Origin of the sequence: Cohnella sp. GCM10012308 (assembly GCF_042649185.1) — a bacterium.
Classification (GTDB): Bacteria; Bacillota; Bacilli; order Paenibacillales; family Paenibacillaceae; genus Cohnella.
Map to the genome: position 1 here is coordinate 1 of NZ_JBHRYU010000019.1, position 17,913 is coordinate 17,913.

Sequence of the window (17,913 nt, forward strand, 5' to 3'; positions counted from 1 at the left end):
CATTGGCAGACAAAGTTGATCCATGCTATATTGAATGTACAAAGAAACCGTTCCTTTCGTAAATGGTTGCTAGACACTTCCATTTTACCAAAGAACGGTTTCTTTTTGTTTTACAAAAACAGGACTGTCCCGCAGGTCATTTTCATGACCCTTTTGGGACAGCCCCTTTTTTTGCCGCTCTTATTCCTTTGTTTCTATCAATCTAGCAATGATTGTCGCAAACTCCGCTCTGGTAATGCCTTGTTCGGGCTTGAACGAATTGTCTTCGTAGCCTGTAATAATCTTGTTGGATGCGAGTGCGTCAATATATTCGTACGACCATGCATTTCCTTTAACGTCTTTGAATGACGTTTGTCCGGTTCCCGTTAACTTAAAGGCTCTGGCAATGAGTGCCGCTAACTCGCTGCGACTCATCTTCTCATCCGGACGGAATGTTCCATCGCCGTATCCGGTCATCAAGCCCGCTTCGGCAGTTGCGCCGATAAACTTATTCGCCCAATGCGTGGCAGATACGTCTGCAAAGCTGCTTTCTTTTCCTTCAAGTCCCATGTAAGCGGCAATGACCTTAATGGCTTCGGCGCGCGTCAATCCTGCATTTGGACGGAATGTGCCATCGGCGTAGCCCGTCAGTAATCCCTTGGCAATAAGGACGTCAATGCTTGCTTTCGCCCAATGCGTCGTTACATCCGTGAAATGAACGACTTCCGGCTCTTCCGGAGGTGTCGTCGTTTCTGGAGGCGTCTCAGTCCCTCCGCTGCTTGGAGGTGTTGTTCCATTATCGACAATCGGACCCGGATTGCTTGATACGTATTGAAGCGCCGGTACAAACGATGAGAGCAATCTAGCTTTCGTTTGTTGTTCAAGCGCATAGCCCATACCCAGAACCTTAGCGTCATCCCATGCTCTGCCTACAAGCTGCATAGAGATCGAATATCCGCTATCGTTCGTCCCTACGGGAACAACGACCGTAGGCAGACCGACATTAGACGTTAATACGCCCGTGCCGCGGTCGGAACTTAATTGGGAGGCGGCTGCGTCGTTGTTGTATACGTCGCTAATAAAACCTGCGTAAACGACGGCATCGACGCCGTTCGCGTCCATCCATCCTTTAATAACTTCCTTGTAGTCCGTTCGATACTTAATGTAGTCTTGTACAGCCTGTTCCGTCATACGGGTAGGTGCCGCATAATCTCTTTTATTATAGATAAGCACCTTATCCGAAGCTAATACGCTTGCGCCATCGATGTAAGGGAAATCCTTATGGAGCTCAATATAACGTGCCCAACCCTCCGTAGATCCGTTAATACCCGAAGGACGCGTAGGCGCTGCCGGTAATGCCGACATCTCAACCATGGTCGCGCCGGCTGCTTGAAGCTGCGAGAACTTATCCATGACGGCTTGTCCGGTATCATCGTCCGCATAGGTGGATACGAAGGATGCAGGAATATATCCGATTTTCTTTCCTTGCAGGGCATTCACGTCTAGCGATTCCTTCCAATCGGCTGGACGTTTGTGATCTGCATCGGCAGTCACTGTGAAAATATCCTGTGGATCCGTACCCGTCGTCGCATTCAACATAATCGCCAGATCCGTTACCGTCTTAGCAATCGGACCTGCATAATCTTGTCCCCAAGTGAGAGGAATTACGCCCGTCGTACTTGCCATCCCATCCGTACCGCGGAAGCTCTTCAGGCTAGCCCCTGTAGTCGGCGCATAGAGAGATACCCCTGTCTGCGATCCCATGGCCGCCGCCGCAAAATCAGCCGCAACCGATACTGCGGATCCGCCGCTCGAGCCAAACGATGTTTTGGATGGATACAGCGCGTTCCATGTTTGCTGCCAGCCACTCTCGCTAAAGCTGCCGCTATTGGCAAACTCGGATGTGTTTACCTTACCGATAATGACGGCTCCGGCCTCCCGCAGCTTATTGACTTGGAAGGCATCGGATTCAGGCTGCCAGCCCTCGAGCGCTTTGCTGCCGCCTGTCGTCGGCATATCCTTCGTATCGTAAATATCTTTGATCGCAATCGGAATCCCTAGCAGATCGCCTTTCGCACCTTGTGCGCGGGCAATGTCAGCCGCTTGCGCTTGGTTAAGTGCGGTCTCGGATACATGCAGGAAGGCATGAAATCCTAATTGACCCATATCGTACGCCTTAATTCGATCCAGATAGGCTTGCGTAATTTGTACGGAAGTGGCCCTGCCATTGATCATATCCTGCTGCATGTCTGCAATCGATTTATTGGTAACGTCATAGGGGGATGAAGTTACAAATTGATTGGCGGCAGGCGCATTTGGAATAACCAGCTGATCTCCCGTATCAAGTCCCTCGATGCCGGATATATCCCAGTTGCTAATCGAACGAATTTGCGCGTTGCTTAATCCGGTTACATCCAGCTGACCGTTAAGCCCATCCAGCGTAGTAACCAGGTTATTTAATCCTTCTTCACCGGCTTCTCCGACTTGTACGTAATTGACGAGAGACTTCGACTCGCCCGGCTCCATATGTAAGGTATGAATGAATCCATAGAAATTCGCTTCGTTGCCGGACTCGGCTAACGGCGTCGTGAATGGATCCTTTTGCTGGTCGCCTAATCCGGTTAATCCATTATCGAATGGATCAGGAGATCCGACTGCAATCCCTAGCGGCTTATTGTTTCTAGCGCTGCTGTCTACAACAACCCATGAATCGTCCGTCGTGACCTGGAGATCGTGCGAAGAGGTTGCCTTTACGACTGCGGCATTTGTTGTCGTACCATATCCTAATGAACCGCCGAAAGAGACATCAACCTTTACGGCCACGTTATTCACGTTAGTGAAAGTATCAAAAAATCTCGTTCTGTTATTTTTGGTATCAACGTAAATCTCGCGTGTGATTAATATATTTCCTAGATTTACGGATTGCGTGGAAACAAATTTATTAACGCCGTCATAGGACAAGTTAAACCCGCGCATCATCTGACCATTCATTAACGAAGCTGAGGGCGATGACACTTTAACAAAGATATTGCCGAAGCCTTGTACTTGCGTAGCACCGACCGTACGTAAGCTCCCCGTGTCCAAGCTAGGGGCAAAAGCATCGTGAATCTCCCACACCGTGCCACTCTCCGAAGTAACTCGCGTTAAGGCATCTGCCGATTGAAACGGAATTACGCCCGTTGCGATAACGGATAACGCAATGGAAGCAGCTATTACTTGCTTTTTACCTTTACGCAGACGTTTTAATTGATTCATTATGTAGTATTCCCTCCTCTGTATGTAAGAAAATATAACAATATAATCTTTTGTAGTCAATCAAACTTCTAAATATTCATCATTATTATTGAAATTATATGAAGATAGCGTGTAAATTTGTTATTATTCATGACATATATTTTTAATATATTCCATAGATATTACATAAAAACAATGAAAACACACCTTGCTCTGTTCGTAACGTCGAATCCCAGACAATCGCCATTTAACAAGAAAAACCACGCAGATCATAACTCCGCGTGGTTTTATTCCAATTAACAATCTAATGAGCCTAGCTGTATATCTTTTCACGCCGCTACTTTATTTCAATAATACATCCGAATAATCTTGATGACGGTCAAATTGACTTTTAGCAAAAGGACATAGCGGTTTAATCTTAATCCCTTGTGCCCGAGCAAATTCGACTATTCGCTTCACTAACGCCTGTCCTACACCTTGACCACGAAGACGATCGGAAACAATCGTGTGGTCTACAATAATCGTATGATTCCCTCCCGGAACATAATGGATCTCTGCTTCTTTCTGATCTTGTTCCCCTACATAAAAACCGTTCGTGTCTTCTTTAATTTCAAACATCATATTCCCCCAGCCCGTTAGGTTTTGTTTCAATAATCCTATCTCGCTTCGTTCCTTATATATTCCAAAGCGCCACTAGGACATTTATCGATTTGAGCTGCAATGTTTTCAGCCGTTTCTCCATCAGCATAGACCCATGGCTTCTTCTTAATATTGAACACGCCCGGTAACCCTTTTACGCAATTTGCCGAATGCGTGCATTTTGCCGGGTGGAATATAACTTCGATATTCTTACCTACGTACCGCTTGAATTCATCGTTCATTAATGACCACACTCCAAATTATATTCAAAGGAAAACGGTACATTAGAAATTCAGGCTCAGTATCGTTTACATACGCCATACTTTCAGCGTTTACGTAGCTATCGATCTTATTTTCGGTGCAAAGGATAATTGACCTGTGCCGCTACCTCGATCAGAATAAGACGGAGCTCGGCGTCACCGGTTGCCGTAAAGTTCGCTGCGGTCGCTTGCTCCGGCTCGATAATGACAAAGTCTTTGTGTCTTAGTGCCGTAACGTCTGCGCTAGACGCCGCATCGGCAACTGCGCCGTCGCCGCGGATGGCGAGCGCCGCCAAGCTGTAGTCTTCGCGTACAGGCTGAACGAACGTACGGCCCGGCTTCACGGTAACGTCCCACATCCGGGCATCCGTAACAATCTCGACCGGCGCTTCGCCGCCGATGACCGTTTTCACCGTGGCATCTTCCGTCTCGGCGATCGGGAATACCTCATCTTCGTAATGGTTGTAGGTCGGCGTCGTCTTGAGCGCTTCGGTCAAATACGGCTCGAACCAAATTTGAAACCCTTCGTAGGGTTCAAGGATAGATTCAGCATGGGAGACACCTGAGCCAGCCTGCATCACCTGGACACCGCCAGCGCCGACTACGTTGTCAGTACCAAGCGTATCCTTGTGACGGCCTCATCCTTTTATGACGTAGGTTAATATCTCAAAACCCTGATGAGGATGAAGACCAATACCGCCTTCGCCTGTGGATTGTGCCCAAGCCCAGTAAAATAAGGGACCAACGCGCTTAATGAGGGCACCCTCGCCAGAAAATCCAATCGGCTTCTGTTCGACTATTTTGCCGCCGTCAAACTCACCTTTTGCTTGATCCTGCGGTTTAATGATTTTAATCTCCATTTGTAACCCCTCCTTTTCCATTACTCGATCACATCTACTCTAGGTTAAGGATAGTATTATCCTAATACTAGGATATTAGGGTGTCAACATACCCAAGGCGATTACTCGTTTATTCCATATGGATGCCGTGCATGGACAAGTCCGATGTTAGGAGGGCAGGGGGCAGTATCATCTGAAGCTCGGAAAGCGGCAACCAAAGCCATGTAGCCGGCGACTAAAACCAAAGAAATTAAAAGGCACCCGGATGGGTGCCTTGATATGTCTGACCACTATCGCCGGATCATCTTGACGTTCCTGATTTCCCTCGAACGGCAAACGATCGGGTTACGAAGTGAACGAATTCTTTCATCTGCTCTCTTGCGCCAGCATGTTCAGCAGCACCGTCACGGCCTCTGCTCTCGTTGCAGGGTTCCCAGGCGCATACCGGTTCGCGCCCTTGCCTTCGATGATGCCCAGCTGGCTCAGCGCCGCGACCGCTCCCTTGGCCCATGCCGGAATATCCTTGTCATCCGCGAAGCCGGTTGTCTTCGCTTGGACGGACTGTCCCAGCGCGCTCGAGAGCATGACCGCCATCTCGGCACGCGTAATCTTCGCATTCGGACGGAAGGTGCCGTCCTCGTACCCATGAATGATGCTGGCCTGCACGGCTTGCGCGACGGCTCGCTGCGCCCAGGCGCCGATCTGCTCCTGATCGGCGAAGGCGAGCGCCGCTCCCTCTTGCTGCGGCTTCAACGCATTCATCAGCATGACCGCGAATTCCGCGCGCGTCACCGCGGCATTCGGCTTGAACGACCCGTCCGGATAGCCGCCGACGATATGCATGCCGACCGCTTGCTTGATATTCGTCTCCGCCCAGTGTCCCGAGATGTCGCTGAGGCCGATCGACGGCGTCGCACCGTCCGTCGCGCCTGCTCCTTGGTCTACGCCGAATACCACAAATTTAGTAAAGTGATTCACTTTGACGGTAATAGTATTCCCATTCACCGTGCCTCCGACCTTGACCCAAGTCTTCTTTGCTTCGTCATAGAAGAATACGGCAGGGATCTGGTTTCCCTTTAAGACTTGCGGTTCAAACGTGAAGATCAGCGTGATTTCCTTCTCGAAATTTTCCGTAAAGCTTTTCAGAATTTCATAGACCGGGGTGGCCAGCACGTCATTGCTCTTAAGCAGATTCTGCGTGTCCGTCACTTGTTGGATCGTAATTCTCAGCGCTTTGCCGGAGGCATCCGCCGGGATTACGATCTTGACCCGGTTCCCCAGGCTAACCTCGCCTGACTTGCCGACGGGAAGCGTGAGCGTTCCATCCGACGAGACGACGTTATTGCCGGAAGCCGTCGACCCTGTCGGTCCCGTGTCGCTGTCACTGGATGTATTCGCCGTCAGCCACTTGGCGTACAGCGTCACATCCGCCGTCCCCATCGTGAACGAAGCGCCCGCGGCATAATCCGTGCCGCTGCCGTCCGCTTGCGTGTTCCAGCCCGCGAACGTGTAGCCTGTCCTCGCCAAGTTACCCGTGTTGCCGTCTACCGACACCGTGACACCCTCCGCATAATCGCTATCGGCAGGCGCACTTCCGGACGTTGCTCCGTTTCCCTGATAGCTCACGGTATACGTGGGGTTCTTCGTCCACTTCGCATACAGCGTCACATCCGCCGTTCCCATCGTGAAAGCAGCGCCTGCGGCATAGTCCGTCCCGCTGCCGTCCGCTTGCGTATTCCAGCCCGCGAACGTGTAGCCCGTCTTGGCCAAGCTGCCTGTGTTGCCATACACCGATGCCGTGACACCCTGCTCATACGAGCTGCTATCTGCCGGTGTGACCCCGCTATCGCTGCCGTTACCATCGTAAGTCACAAACTTTTGTATCGCACGCAGATAAGGATATGCGTTATTGCCTGACGCGTTTATCCCCCATATGCTCGTAAAATCCCAACCCGCATAGGTACTTTGCTTCCTCATATCTAAAGTCGATAAGCCAATGCCCTGACCTGTATCCGATTGGTTCGTTGTTTCCGAGTCATAGAAGCTATCGCTAACCGTAGCATAATTATTACCGACCAAACCGCCTGCTGCACTGCTTCCTGTTACACTTCCCGCGGCATAGCTCTTGTCAATCGGAGCATAATTATCACCGATCAAGCCGCCGACATTGTTGGTCCCTGTTATACTCCCCGTATGATAGCTGTTGCTGATTGGAGCGTTATTTTCGCCGACCAAGCCGCCGACACTTTCGATCCCTGTTATACTTCCCGTATGATAGCTTTGGTCAATCGGACCATAATTTTCGCCTACGAAGCCGCCGGTAGTATAGCTTCCTGTTATACTTCCTGCAACATAACTGTTGGTAATTGCTCCTCCATTTCCACCTGCCAAACCGCCTGTTTTCACAACGCCTGTTATACTTCCCGTAACATAGATGTTGCTCATCGATCCGCTATTCCAACCTGCCAAACCACCAACGTAGTTAGATCCTTTAATATTCACATCCACTAGTTTCAGATTGGTCACGCTGGCATTTTCGTTGTTAATAAAGCCAAATAGCCCTGTAAAACCGGCTGACCGATCAATAAAAAGGTTTGTGATCTTGTGCCCATTGCCATCCAGATTCCCCCTAAATGGCGTATTTTCTCCCCCAATGGGCTCCCAGCCTGCTCCTGACTGATAATCGCTCAGGTCCAGATCGGCCGTGAGCTTGAAATACAAGCCACTCTCCAAGAAGTAGTTTCTGAGCTTATCTAATTGCAGGGGAGTTGCAATCTGAAACGGATCATTCGCTGTTCCCGTTCCACTATACACGGACGCTGCAGGCTCTCCCCACTTCCACCAGTCATACAACCTAATGTTGGCATTCCCCATCGTGAAGGTAGTGCCTGCAGGATAGAGAGTCCCCGTTCCATCCCACATTGTATTCCAGCCCGCGAAGATAAAACCCGGTCTCTCCAGCTCCCCTTGGTCCGGAACCGTAACAGTTGCCCCCACTTCATATGAATTACTATCGGTTGGCGCACTCCCGGTTGCAGCGCCAGTGCTGTAATACTCCACATTCCCTTTGGCGACGTAACACGCTTTCTTTACACCATTGATGGGATCGCTGACATGGAGATAATCGATCATACATACCACACCTGAGGTAAACGTAGCAGAATTATAGGCTCCGTTCGCGCCAAAATAGACAACCTGCGTCCCCGGAAATTTGCAATAGTCAAGCTCATCTGCACACTTAAACATCTTGCTCGTGTCAATGGAACCCGTATCGGCCGAAGCCGGCGACGCAAATGAAAATGAGGACCACACCATCAACGCCAGTAATAAAAGGATCGAACCCTTCTTAAGCATTTCCATTCACTCCACTCTTCTTTATCTTGATGAATTCTTGTCGAATCTAGGCACTTTGACTTACTATAAGGCGATATGAGCCAAAAAAAAATCCCCCGTATGGGGGATGTGTGGAGAGATGAATCTCAACCCAATATGCTTAATTCTCTCGCACGTTGAAGTGCTCGTACGCGATTATTTACCTCAAGCTTTCTGTACACGCTTTTGATATGCGTCTTGACGGTCTCCCCCGTAATATTCAGGCGAAGGGCGATCTCCTTATTCGGCAGGCCGTCCGCGATCAGCTGCAGGACCTTCGTTTCCTGCTCGGTCAGCACGCTTCTCATCGGTTCCGGCGCGGACTGCATCATTTGAAGCAGCCGGTTGGCATAGACCCGGACATCTCCTGCCGGATCTCGAACGGATACCGCCGGCCTTGTCTTCCCATAAGCGGACAGCAGCAGCGCCATCTCCTCGCCCTCGTCGACGAAGCTCCGGATGTAGCCTTCGGGCTCGGCCAGCCGGAGGACGGTCTCCAGCTTGGCCAGCGCCTCCGCCGCCCGGCTCGCGCGCTGCAGGGTCACGGCTTGCAGGATAAGCACCTTGATTCGGTCCCGGAGATGATCCTCTCTGCGCAGCAGCGTATGCAGCCGGTCCAATAGGTCCAGCGCTTCCTCCCATTGTCCGCCGGCTGAGAGCACCTTGGCGTATGCCATATAAGCTTGAACCTGCAGCAGCGCGACCTCGTCCGTATGGGACAATCCGCAGCCTTGCAGCCATGCAAGCGCCTCGTCGACAGCGCCTTGACGCAGCGCCAGACAAGCTTGCTCGGCTTCGATCTTTAATATAAATAATCGATATTCGGGAGCGTCAAGCTGCGACTTCAAGTCCTCCAGCAACTCGGCCGCCCGGTTCGGGCGGCCCAGGGCCTGTTGAATCCACGAAGCGCTGGCGGCGACCTGAATGAAGATCCGTACGTAGGGCCTGACATCTCTCCGTCCAAGCGCCAGATTGGCATACCGCTCCGCCTCCTCCAGCCGATCCCACTCGTACAGCAATCGGCTGTAAGCCGCGAGGAAGGTGCCCGCAAGCGGATACTGCGTCTTGTTCCCCAACGCGTCGACCCACCGGGATAAGAACACATCGGCTGCATGGAGATCATTGATATGCGCCAAAAAATCCGTAAAGGGGTTATAGCCGTCATATTGGTAGCGCCACATAGTCTGAAAGACGCTGCCCTCCGGCATATAGTGCTCACATTGCTCAAAGTATTCGGAGGTTCTAACCAAGTCCTTTTTCAGAAAAGCGTCGACCGCACTGAAAAAGTAAATATTGCCCATTGCTTGCTTCCATTCCGGCTCATTCAGTTTATCCTTCAGCGCTTGGAACCGAACTCGGGCCTGTCCGATCCGAAGAGAAGCCGCTTCATGATCCCCTATGCCCGATAGCACCGTGATATAGAACAATTCGACCAGGGGCTTCTCGGCAAAAAAAGACGCCGGGATCGCCCTCATCCATCTGATAAACGCAATACTCTCGGACTGCACCAGCGCATCCAGATTCTTCTCGATTAATCGAACGGCATCCGCATAGTGATGTCCTGCCAGGTAATGCTCCATTGCATCCTCGTCCAGTCCATGGCGCTCCAACCAGCAAGCTGCATTCCCATGCGCTTGCACCCAGTCGTTCGTATCCGTCCTCGCCCCCATGCGCTGCAGAAAGTCCGAGAACAAATGATGATAACGATACCAGCTCCTCTGGTCGTCGAGGGGGATGATGAACAAGTTCAACTGCTCTAATCTCTCCAGATAGCGCCCGCTATCCGGCCGCCCGGTTACAGCTTGACATAGGGAATCATTCATTCGACTTAGAATAGACGTTGCCAGGAGAAAGGATCGCATATCCTCCGATAGATGACGGAAGACTTCTTCCAGCAAATAATCCGCTATATGATGCTGTCGCCCGTTAAATTGACGGATGGATTCAGCGATATTATCGCTGTTCCTTAGAGAGATCGCCGCCAGCTCCAGCCCACTAATCCAGCCCTCGGTCTGGTGAAGCAGCTCCGCCACTTGCGCTGAAGTTAACCCTAAATCTGTCATGTTCCGGAAGAAGACATGCCCTTCGTCCGGCAGGAAGCGCATGTCCTGCATCGTGATGAGATTGAATTCGCCCTTGGCCATCAGTCTGGCGGTCGGTATCGCCAACTCGTTGCGGCTCGCGATATAGAGATGAATGTGGGAGGGCAGATGTTCAAGCAGATAAGCCAAGGAATCATGAATCATAGCGCTCTCGATGAAATGATAGTCATCAAGAACGACCGCAAGCTCGTTCGTTATCCGATCCAGATCGTTCAGCAGCGAAGGCACCGCATACGCCCGGGACGCCCCAAGCCCTTTTTCAAGGAACGAGCGGATCTCCTCTCCAAAGCCTGGGACTACCTCCTGAATCGAAGCCGTAACGCCGTTCCAAAATTGAATATAATCGTTATCCCTCGCATCCAGTGAAAGCCAGGCGACAAGCGCGTCGCCTGGTTTCGCCCATTGGCCTAACGCGGTTGTTTTGCCATAGCCGGCTTGCGCGGAGATATGCGTCAGTTTGACTTGCATTCCCTCATTGAGCTTACGAGTCAGCCTCGGTCTAGCCACCACCTCGTGACGCATATGGGGGATATAAAGCTTCGTACGCACGATCATGGGGAGTCCTCCGCATTTAACGTTACTATAGGCTACAATTCTATAGGCTACAATTCGACAAAATGTTTTGCTTCTCCTGTAGGGTACTGCGCATTTTAAACGCCAGCTTGCCAATAACACTCCTGTTTCTTTCGCTCTATTTATGGTAGGGTTCAGCTCAACTTGCACCCCCGTCTGCCGCAGGCAGATGACCTGACCAGCCAAGCTAGCGACGACAAGGGCGTGGAACAACGCCTAGATGTCGATGACGATCTTGCCGTGCAACGTGCCGGCCGGCTTGAAGCTCGACCGCCGTGCGGATCTGCTCCATGGGAAAGCTGGCTGCGATGGGCACACGGAGCTGGCCCACGCAACTAGGCGAGCTACCTCTTCTATTGCGCCAGAGGCGGCGTTTGCACCGTTTGCCGGCGCAGTCTCGTCGACCTGTGCAGCGATAGTGGTGATGGGCTGGTCCGGAACGCCGAGTTCTCGTGCCGCCTGCATCGGTCTGTCCCGTATAGGTCGATCGCCGCAGTGATGCCGGCGGGAGCCGGGGCGCGGAGCCGGGGCGCGGAGCCGGGGCGCGGAGCCGGGGCGCGGAGCCGGGGCGCGGAGCCGGGGCGCGGAGCCGGTCTACTATGCTGTCGCCATAGATGACCGGCTCGGCCCCGAGGGCACGCAGGGCATCGTATTTGTAAGCCAACGTTCTGTAACAGCATTCCAAAGGGCAGTTTTCCCATTATAATATCTATAAAGGGCAGCATGACTAACTTTATGCAGATTACCAACAAACAGATTTCGATAGCCACAGTACAATGAGGGAGGGGGGGATAAATATGGATTTTAATATTTATAACAAAGCCGTACAAGATCATTATCTACAAGTATGGAATAACGCTTTTAGCAGCCATCAATTATTGAAGGGTCCCTATGATGAATTGCCGCCAGGCTTCAAGGTGTTAAAGTTTCCTCCAACGCCTTCAAGGAGCATGTGGACCTACGCAACAGTTGGTTTTTCTCAGCCACAAGAGGAGCATCCTATCGAAATCCACGTTTTTGCGCCTCAAGAACAGGATTCTCTTATTGAACTTCTTACGGTCATCGCACATTACCATCATACCGAAGCTAAACTCAATTTAGGTGACACAGTAAACCTTGGCGTGCCTTGGTGGCCGCAATCAACATGCGAATACGGTCTCATTTCGCTGCCCTATCTAGACGGACCTTCGTTAGAATGGCTGCAACATAGCGCTTATCAAACCAGATTCTTATGGCTCATCCCCGTTACTAAAAAAGAAGTAGACTACAAGAAGAAATTCGGACTTCAATCTTTAGAAGAGAAATTCGATGAAAATGCATTTAACTATTTAGATCCCTATAGAGGTAGCATGGTATAAATCATAAGTTTGCCGGAGTCGTGCGCGCTCATTATTTAAAAAGCTGCTTATACGCGGAAGGCGAGAATCCCGTATGTTCCTTGAATACTCTGGAAAGGTAGTACGGCTCCGTCATGCCCGTTTTTTGGCTAATTTCCTTTAAGGTCAAATCGGTGCTCAACAAGAGCTTTTTTGCTTCCTCAATTCGCTTGTTGTTGATGTACTGCATCGGCGAGGCTCCGAAGCTCTTGCGGAATAAGCGAATGAAATAGTTGGGATGCAGATGCGCGATACGTGCCAGATCGTTAACGGCAATCGGGGCAGCATAGTGATTTTCGATATAAGCCAGCACGTCATGCAGTCTCATCGATCTATCCGGTTTTGACAGCACAAGATGATCCGAAGATGCATGTCGAAGGAAGTAAGAGAGCAAACGCAAAAGACAGGACTGTACGGTCAACGGGGCCAAAGGCTCCGGACTGCTTGCGCTATAATGCAGCTCCGTGAATAAATCCGCTATGAGCAAAGCGTCTTTCACATCGATAAAGTAAGGGGTCTGGATCAAGTCAAACAAGCTGATGCCCCCGGTCTTCGCCGTAAAGTGACACCACATCTTGGTAAACGAATGTTCGCTAATGACAGCATACGATTGGCGAACCCCTTGAGGCATTAAAAATAACTGTCCCGGATTCGGATAGTATTCCTTGTCTCCAATCTTAAGCCAGCCCTCACCGTCCAAAATATAATACAGCTTGCTGTACTCGGGGACATAATCGATGTCCCTCCACATATTCGTGACCCGCGTGCGGCCCGACAAGCTCACATGGACCTGCAGGTTGGCCATATAATTTTTAATGAGAATGCTCTCGTGCTCCTTCAATCTCATGCCGCCTTTCAGGTTAATTTTATATATTTCTTTGTCAGTATTGTGTATCCTTGCAACGCTTCAATATTTGTACAATAAATATGAATTAAAGATGCCAGTAGGAGGAATACCGGTGGAATCCGTACGCGAATTGGCAGCAGAAAAGCTGGGGTGGAATCCCGCGGAGCTGGAAATGGAATTTCAAGAGAGCGGATTGACGAACCGAAACTATGTCATATCGAATGGTAGGGAGAAAGTCGTGATTCGCATGAACGGTGAGCGGTCCGAAGCGTTGGGGATCAACCGGCAAGCAGAGTTGGCGGCTTTAGAAGCCATTAGCGACTTGGGGATTACTCCAGAGCTTTTGTATTTTGACGTCGAGCAGGGGTACATGATTACCCGATTTATCGAAGGTCGCACATGGGCGTCCGACGATTTGGCCGATCATGTTGAACGTGTAGGCGCACTGCTTAAGCAGGCACACACTGCTGCCGAGATCGATTTCGAATTTTCGCCTTATCGGGACATTGAGAGATGGATTCAAAAAGCAACCAAACGCGGTCAGCAGTTGCCTGCATCGCTGGACAAAATGATGGAACGGCTTCAGCAAATACGTGCCATGAGGGAGGCCGTCTCGGACAGCTGCCGCGGACTGTGCCACAACGATCCGTTTGCTAATAACTTTATGGATAACGGATCGCTTCGGCTCCTCGACTGGGAGTTCGCCGGAATGGGAGATGTCCTCTACGATCTTGCCTGTATTAGCCAATCGATGGGGCACGAAAAGCAGACGCAGCTCTTACACGCTTACTTCGGCTATTCATCCCCCGAACTCCTTCAGGCGCTTCAGGATATGGATTATGTAGTTTCCTTCTGGAATGCCATGTGGGCTACAACCATGCTAAGCGCCGCTCCGCAGACGGGCTTCGATTATTCAAATTTAGCCCAATATCTATTTCAAAGGATGGAAAGCGCTTTGGTACGTGAGGTCTGATACACGATCTCAACAGGTCTAACGGCGAAAAAGCAAAAGGAGCTGTCAGCGCAGCTCCTTTTGCCTTTTCAGAGAATAATCTCATCCTACCCTCTAGTCAAACCGTGGGGCAGACTCAGCGTTAAAACGCTCTTAGGAATAGGTGGCATCCTTTTGTTCCAGCCATCTTAAAATCGCTTGATTTGTTTCTTCAGGCTTTTCTTGCTGGATCCAATGACCGCAATCCAGATTGACCACTTCCACATTGGGCACGAATTTTTCCAGATTTCCGGATTTCGGAATCGCATCCCGGTCGCCATAGATCATGAGCGCGGGTTGCTGGATGACAGGATTCACGTCCGCCAATAGGCGCCAGTTGCGGTCAAGGTTTCTGTACCAATTTATGCTTCCCGTGAACCCTGATGTTTCAAAAGCGGAGACGAAAACATTCAGCTCGCTGTCGCTCATCAAAGGATCACCCAGCGGTGTTTCTGCATTGGCGAGATTGATCATCGCCATGCCTGGCTCAGGTGCCCTGAGCGGCTCGTTCTTGCGGTACAGGTTGCGAAGAAACCGAAACGTATTCTTATCCAATACAGCGTCCGCAACACCTGGCTGTCGATTGAAGTGAACAAAATAGTAGTCGCCGCCGAGTATTTCCTCCAAGAACGCGATCCAGGGTTTTTCCCCGCGTTCCTGGTAGGGCAAGCTCAGATTTATCACCTTGTTTACGCGGTTTGGATGCAGCAAGGTCAGTCCCCAAACGACCATTGCACCCCAATCATGACCGACAAAGGTGGCGTCCTTGTATCCATAGTGATCGAGAAGTGCGACAAGATCGCCTGACAAATGTTTAATGTCATAGGCCGTGACTTCGGCCGGGCGGGATGAGTTGCCGTAACCCCGCTGGTTCGGGACGATGACATGGTATCCCGCTGCGACAAGGGGTGGCACCTGATGGCGCCAGGAAAAAGCATGTTCAGGCCAGCCGTGGCAGAGCACAATGGGTTTTCCTGCGTTTTCTCGGCCTGCTTCAAAAACTTCGAGTTCCACACCATTGACTGAAATAAGGCTTGGCTTGGGGAAATCCGTTGGTTTAAACATGGAATCAAAACCTCCTTCGTGTGATACATGTAGTATAATGAGCAAAAGGTGACATCAAAGTGTCACCTTTCCAAAATCACTACAAAGGAATTTACACAACTATTCCATGGTTCAAATGAACGATCCTTCGCGAAATGGAAACGTTGAGCTTATCGAACATCCCGATCTACGCTGTCAATGGAGTCAAAGGCGGCTACTGCATTCGGCGGATTGGAACAAATCCTTCTTACTGAAGAAGTTGAAAGAACGATAAAAAAATAGAGGCAATGGTTAGTCCATTGTCTCTAAATTGTTCCATTCAAAAAATTGTCGAGCCCGAAACCTATGTTGAAGAATTTTGAAATCATTTAACGCAAATGGTGGAGAACTATTCCTGATAACAACAAATTCTTATATAGAATCCTTCCATTACTTTGCTGGGTATATGAGCACTAATGTTCTGGCATTTTCCAACCCGTTTCCTCATCCCAGATGGCGTCCGTATCATCCAGATGCACATGCCAATCCCCGTTAGAAATACTTCTTCTAATATCCGTCAAACAGGTCAACCAATAAAACAGCGCATGCAATGTATCTTCAAAGTTATCTGAAAAGGGTAGCTTTGTTGAACCTGCAAAGATCACTGTTGGTTGATCCTGATCATCGTCATAAACACTAAATGTTTCTCCAATATCCTTCATTTCAAAACCCGCATTGTATTTATCAATGATGGCCGTTATCTCTTGCGCCTCACTGCTGGTAAGGTTATGGTTTCTCGTACAAGTGTAATAAACAGAAACGCCCACGCTACATTTCTCCTTTTTTCTCATTATATGAGAACGAATGTTGGCTGCTCATCTGGAATGGGAGCCTCTAACGCCTCTTTCTTCATTACCCCCAAAATAGCACAAGACATTTCCACGAACAACCATCGGTCAGGCAAACTCACTTTATTCCTTGTCAAATAACAAATAAACACTTTTTACATCCAAAGTGTTTTATATGGTGAATTATGGGTTAAGAGGAATAGGCGATATTTACCATTCTACATACTGCTTTTGAACTATGATCGCCTCAATCTATGAAGAGAGGAGTAGAGAGGATCGAGATTGCTGCGCCAAAAGGTCTAATTCAACATTCATAGAATCGGAGGAATCGCTGGAAATGTCAAAGCGCTATCGTACAGGATCTCTCATTATGCTCACGGCACTGGGACTTTCCCTGCTGCCCGTGTCGTCGTTCGCTGCCGTCAAGACAGGTGCGGTCAATCCGGTTAAGCCCGCGACCATCGTCAAGGAATTGACTGACAACCGGACGGCGACCAGCAAAACCTATCTCTACTCGGACGGCAGCTACGAAGCCGTGCTGTATGCCAAGCCAGTCCAATACCGCGATGCCAGCGGCAAATGGCAGGAAATCAAACCGTCGCTGCTCGCCGCGGGCGCCGCAGGCTATCATAGCGCCGGTACGCCCTATCAAGCTGAGCTACCCGCCGATTACGCCCAAGGCTATCAGATCGGCTTCGGCGAATCTTCTCTTGCTCTATTTCCGGTAGACGCTGCCGCTGCCTCCGGCTCCATCACCGCGAATCGCCGCGTCGTCTACGCTTCTCCATGGACAGCTACCGAAGCTACTCTAACTTTAACCGATAACGCGTTACAAGAAACGCTAACGCTGCAATCCAACGATGCACCTGCATCGTTTGCCTTTGAAGTGACTGGCGGCCTATCGGCGGACCTGACCGCAGGCAATATTCGCCTGCCAGAGGCTTGGCTGCGGGATGCCGAAGGCCAGACCCGCATGGTCGAGCAATCGCTTCGACAATCGAATGGTCATGACTACCTCGATCTGAAACCAAACCTGGACGGATTGACGTATCCTGTCGTGATCCAGCATTCGGCGCAGGTCAAAGAGGATGCTACCGCGACTGCCACTCAGGAGCTGTCGGTGGCGGGATCGGTTTATGCCGACAGGGATGCCTATGGTGCTCCGCTGCTCCGGTTAGGCCATGTCGAGGAAAACAACATTTACACGCACCTTCAGTTTGACTTGGCCGCCTTGCCCGAAGGAAACGTAACGGTGCAAGAGGCATATCTGTCCGTTCAGGCAACCCCTGCCATCCCGGCAGCTCAGACACAAATTTCCGTACTTCGCCATACCTCGGCTTGGAGCGCTGCAGACCCGTCGGGAGCCGACGCACCGGAAGCACTGGCGGCCGTGGATGAGAATGGCGCAGCCTACGGCAGTGTTGCAGTCAGCGGCGCAAAACCGATCAAATTGCCGCTTAAGGCGCTCGCCTCTGAATGGGTAAACGGCGACCAGGCCAATTATGGTCTTGCGCTCTCCTCGAACAGCGAGGACCTTTTGACGATTGCATCCTCGCAAGCCTCCGACCTGAATGCTCGCCCGCAGCTGCATATTCGTTATGACACGCCCGATAGCCTTCTGAAAAAGAATTCCCTTTTTAACCTGAATTCGCTGCAATTGTTCCAATACGTTTATGACGCCCAAAACCGGCTGCAGGACATTATGCTCCCGACCGGCGACCGCATCCACTTTACGTACGACGCTCACGGCAATCTCACAAGGCGGGAACTGATTGTGAATCCGTCCGCATTGACGGTGGAGACCGAGCCGACCGAGTAAACGCCCGCCGT

At 50.6% G+C, this 17,913-nt stretch carries 12 protein-coding genes and 3 pseudogenes; 4 read left to right on the top strand and 11 right to left on the bottom strand.

Features of this window, described 5'->3' with window-relative positions; translation table 11 throughout:
* Positions 1–180: 180 nt before the first annotated feature.
* From ACFOTD_RS19710 to ACFOTD_RS19745, 8 genes and pseudogenes are all read right to left on the bottom strand, one after another.
* Positions 181–3,234 carry an amidase family protein gene (locus ACFOTD_RS19710; RefSeq protein ID WP_378121658.1) on the bottom strand — a complete coding sequence of 1,018 codons (3,054 nt, stop codon included), beginning with the start codon at positions 3,232–3,234 and terminating at the stop codon, positions 181–183.
* Positions 3,235–3,555: 321 nt separating this feature from the next.
* Entirely contained in the window at positions 3,556–3,864 is a 309-nt protein-coding gene (locus ACFOTD_RS19715) for a GNAT family N-acetyltransferase (RefSeq protein WP_378121659.1), read from the bottom strand.
* 5 nt (positions 3,865–3,869) lie between these two features.
* Positions 3,870–4,094, bottom strand: coding sequence for a (4Fe-4S)-binding protein (locus ACFOTD_RS19720; protein WP_378121660.1), 225 nt, complete (start codon positions 4,092–4,094; stop codon positions 3,870–3,872).
* 107 nt (positions 4,095–4,201) lie between these two features.
* Positions 4,202–4,735, bottom strand: a pseudogene (locus ACFOTD_RS19725) (pirin family protein); the annotation flags it as partial.
* Between the two features lie 15 nt (positions 4,736–4,750).
* A complete protein-coding gene (locus tag ACFOTD_RS19730; RefSeq protein ID WP_378121661.1) occupies positions 4,751–4,972 on the bottom strand; it encodes a hypothetical protein in 222 nt (73 codons plus the stop codon).
* Positions 4,973–5,317: 345 nt separating this feature from the next.
* Positions 5,318–7,477 (bottom strand): S-layer homology domain-containing protein, encoded by a 2,160-nt coding sequence (locus tag ACFOTD_RS19735; RefSeq protein WP_378121776.1) that lies wholly within the window; start codon positions 7,475–7,477, stop codon positions 5,318–5,320.
* A gap of 333 nt (positions 7,478–7,810) precedes the next feature.
* Positions 7,811–8,311: pseudogene (locus ACFOTD_RS19740) on the bottom strand (hypothetical protein); the annotation flags it as partial.
* 119 nt (positions 8,312–8,430) lie between these two features.
* The gene (locus tag ACFOTD_RS19745) at positions 8,431–10,980 is read right to left on the bottom strand and encodes a winged helix-turn-helix domain-containing protein (protein WP_378121662.1); all 2,550 of its coding nucleotides are present in this window, start codon (positions 10,978–10,980) and stop codon (positions 8,431–8,433) included.
* Between the two features lie 815 nt (positions 10,981–11,795).
* On the opposite strand from ACFOTD_RS19745, the gene ACFOTD_RS19750 reads away from it, so the two are divergent.
* Positions 11,796–12,356, top strand: a complete 561-nt coding sequence (locus tag ACFOTD_RS19750; protein WP_378121663.1) for a suppressor of fused domain protein — start codon at positions 11,796–11,798, stop codon at positions 12,354–12,356.
* A 31-nt stretch (positions 12,357–12,387) separates the two neighbouring features.
* On the opposite strand, the gene ACFOTD_RS19755 is transcribed toward ACFOTD_RS19750, so the two are convergent.
* Positions 12,388–13,125 carry an AraC family transcriptional regulator gene (locus tag ACFOTD_RS19755; protein WP_378121664.1) on the bottom strand — a complete coding sequence of 246 codons (738 nt, stop codon included), beginning with the start codon at positions 13,123–13,125 and terminating at the stop codon, positions 12,388–12,390.
* Between the two features lie 208 nt (positions 13,126–13,333).
* Between ACFOTD_RS19755 and gntI the strand changes: the two genes are divergently transcribed.
* A complete protein-coding gene (gene gntI / locus ACFOTD_RS19760) occupies positions 13,334–14,194 on the top strand; it encodes a guanitoxin biosynthesis pre-guanitoxin N-oxide kinase GntI (protein WP_378121665.1) in 861 nt (286 codons plus the stop codon).
* A 132-nt stretch (positions 14,195–14,326) separates the two neighbouring features.
* Here the strand turns inward: gntI and ACFOTD_RS19765 are convergent, their stop codons facing one another.
* On the bottom strand, positions 14,327–15,277 hold the full coding sequence (locus ACFOTD_RS19765) for an alpha/beta fold hydrolase (RefSeq protein ID WP_378121666.1): 951 nt from the start codon (positions 15,275–15,277) through the stop codon (positions 14,327–14,329).
* Between the two features lie 75 nt (positions 15,278–15,352).
* Here ACFOTD_RS19765 and ACFOTD_RS19770 point away from each other — a divergent pair.
* Positions 15,353–15,579: pseudogene (locus tag ACFOTD_RS19770) on the top strand (helix-turn-helix transcriptional regulator); the annotation flags it as partial.
* 129 nt (positions 15,580–15,708) lie between these two features.
* Here the strand turns inward: ACFOTD_RS19770 and ACFOTD_RS19775 are convergent.
* Positions 15,709–16,062 (bottom strand): hypothetical protein, encoded by a 354-nt coding sequence (locus ACFOTD_RS19775; RefSeq protein ID WP_378121667.1) that lies wholly within the window; start codon positions 16,060–16,062, stop codon positions 15,709–15,711.
* 358 nt (positions 16,063–16,420) lie between these two features.
* Here ACFOTD_RS19775 and ACFOTD_RS19780 point away from each other — a divergent pair, with 358 nt between their 5' ends.
* Positions 16,421–17,902, top strand: a complete 1,482-nt coding sequence (locus ACFOTD_RS19780; protein ID WP_378121668.1) for a DNRLRE domain-containing protein — start codon at positions 16,421–16,423, stop codon at positions 17,900–17,902.
* Positions 17,903–17,913: the final 11 nt, after the last annotated feature.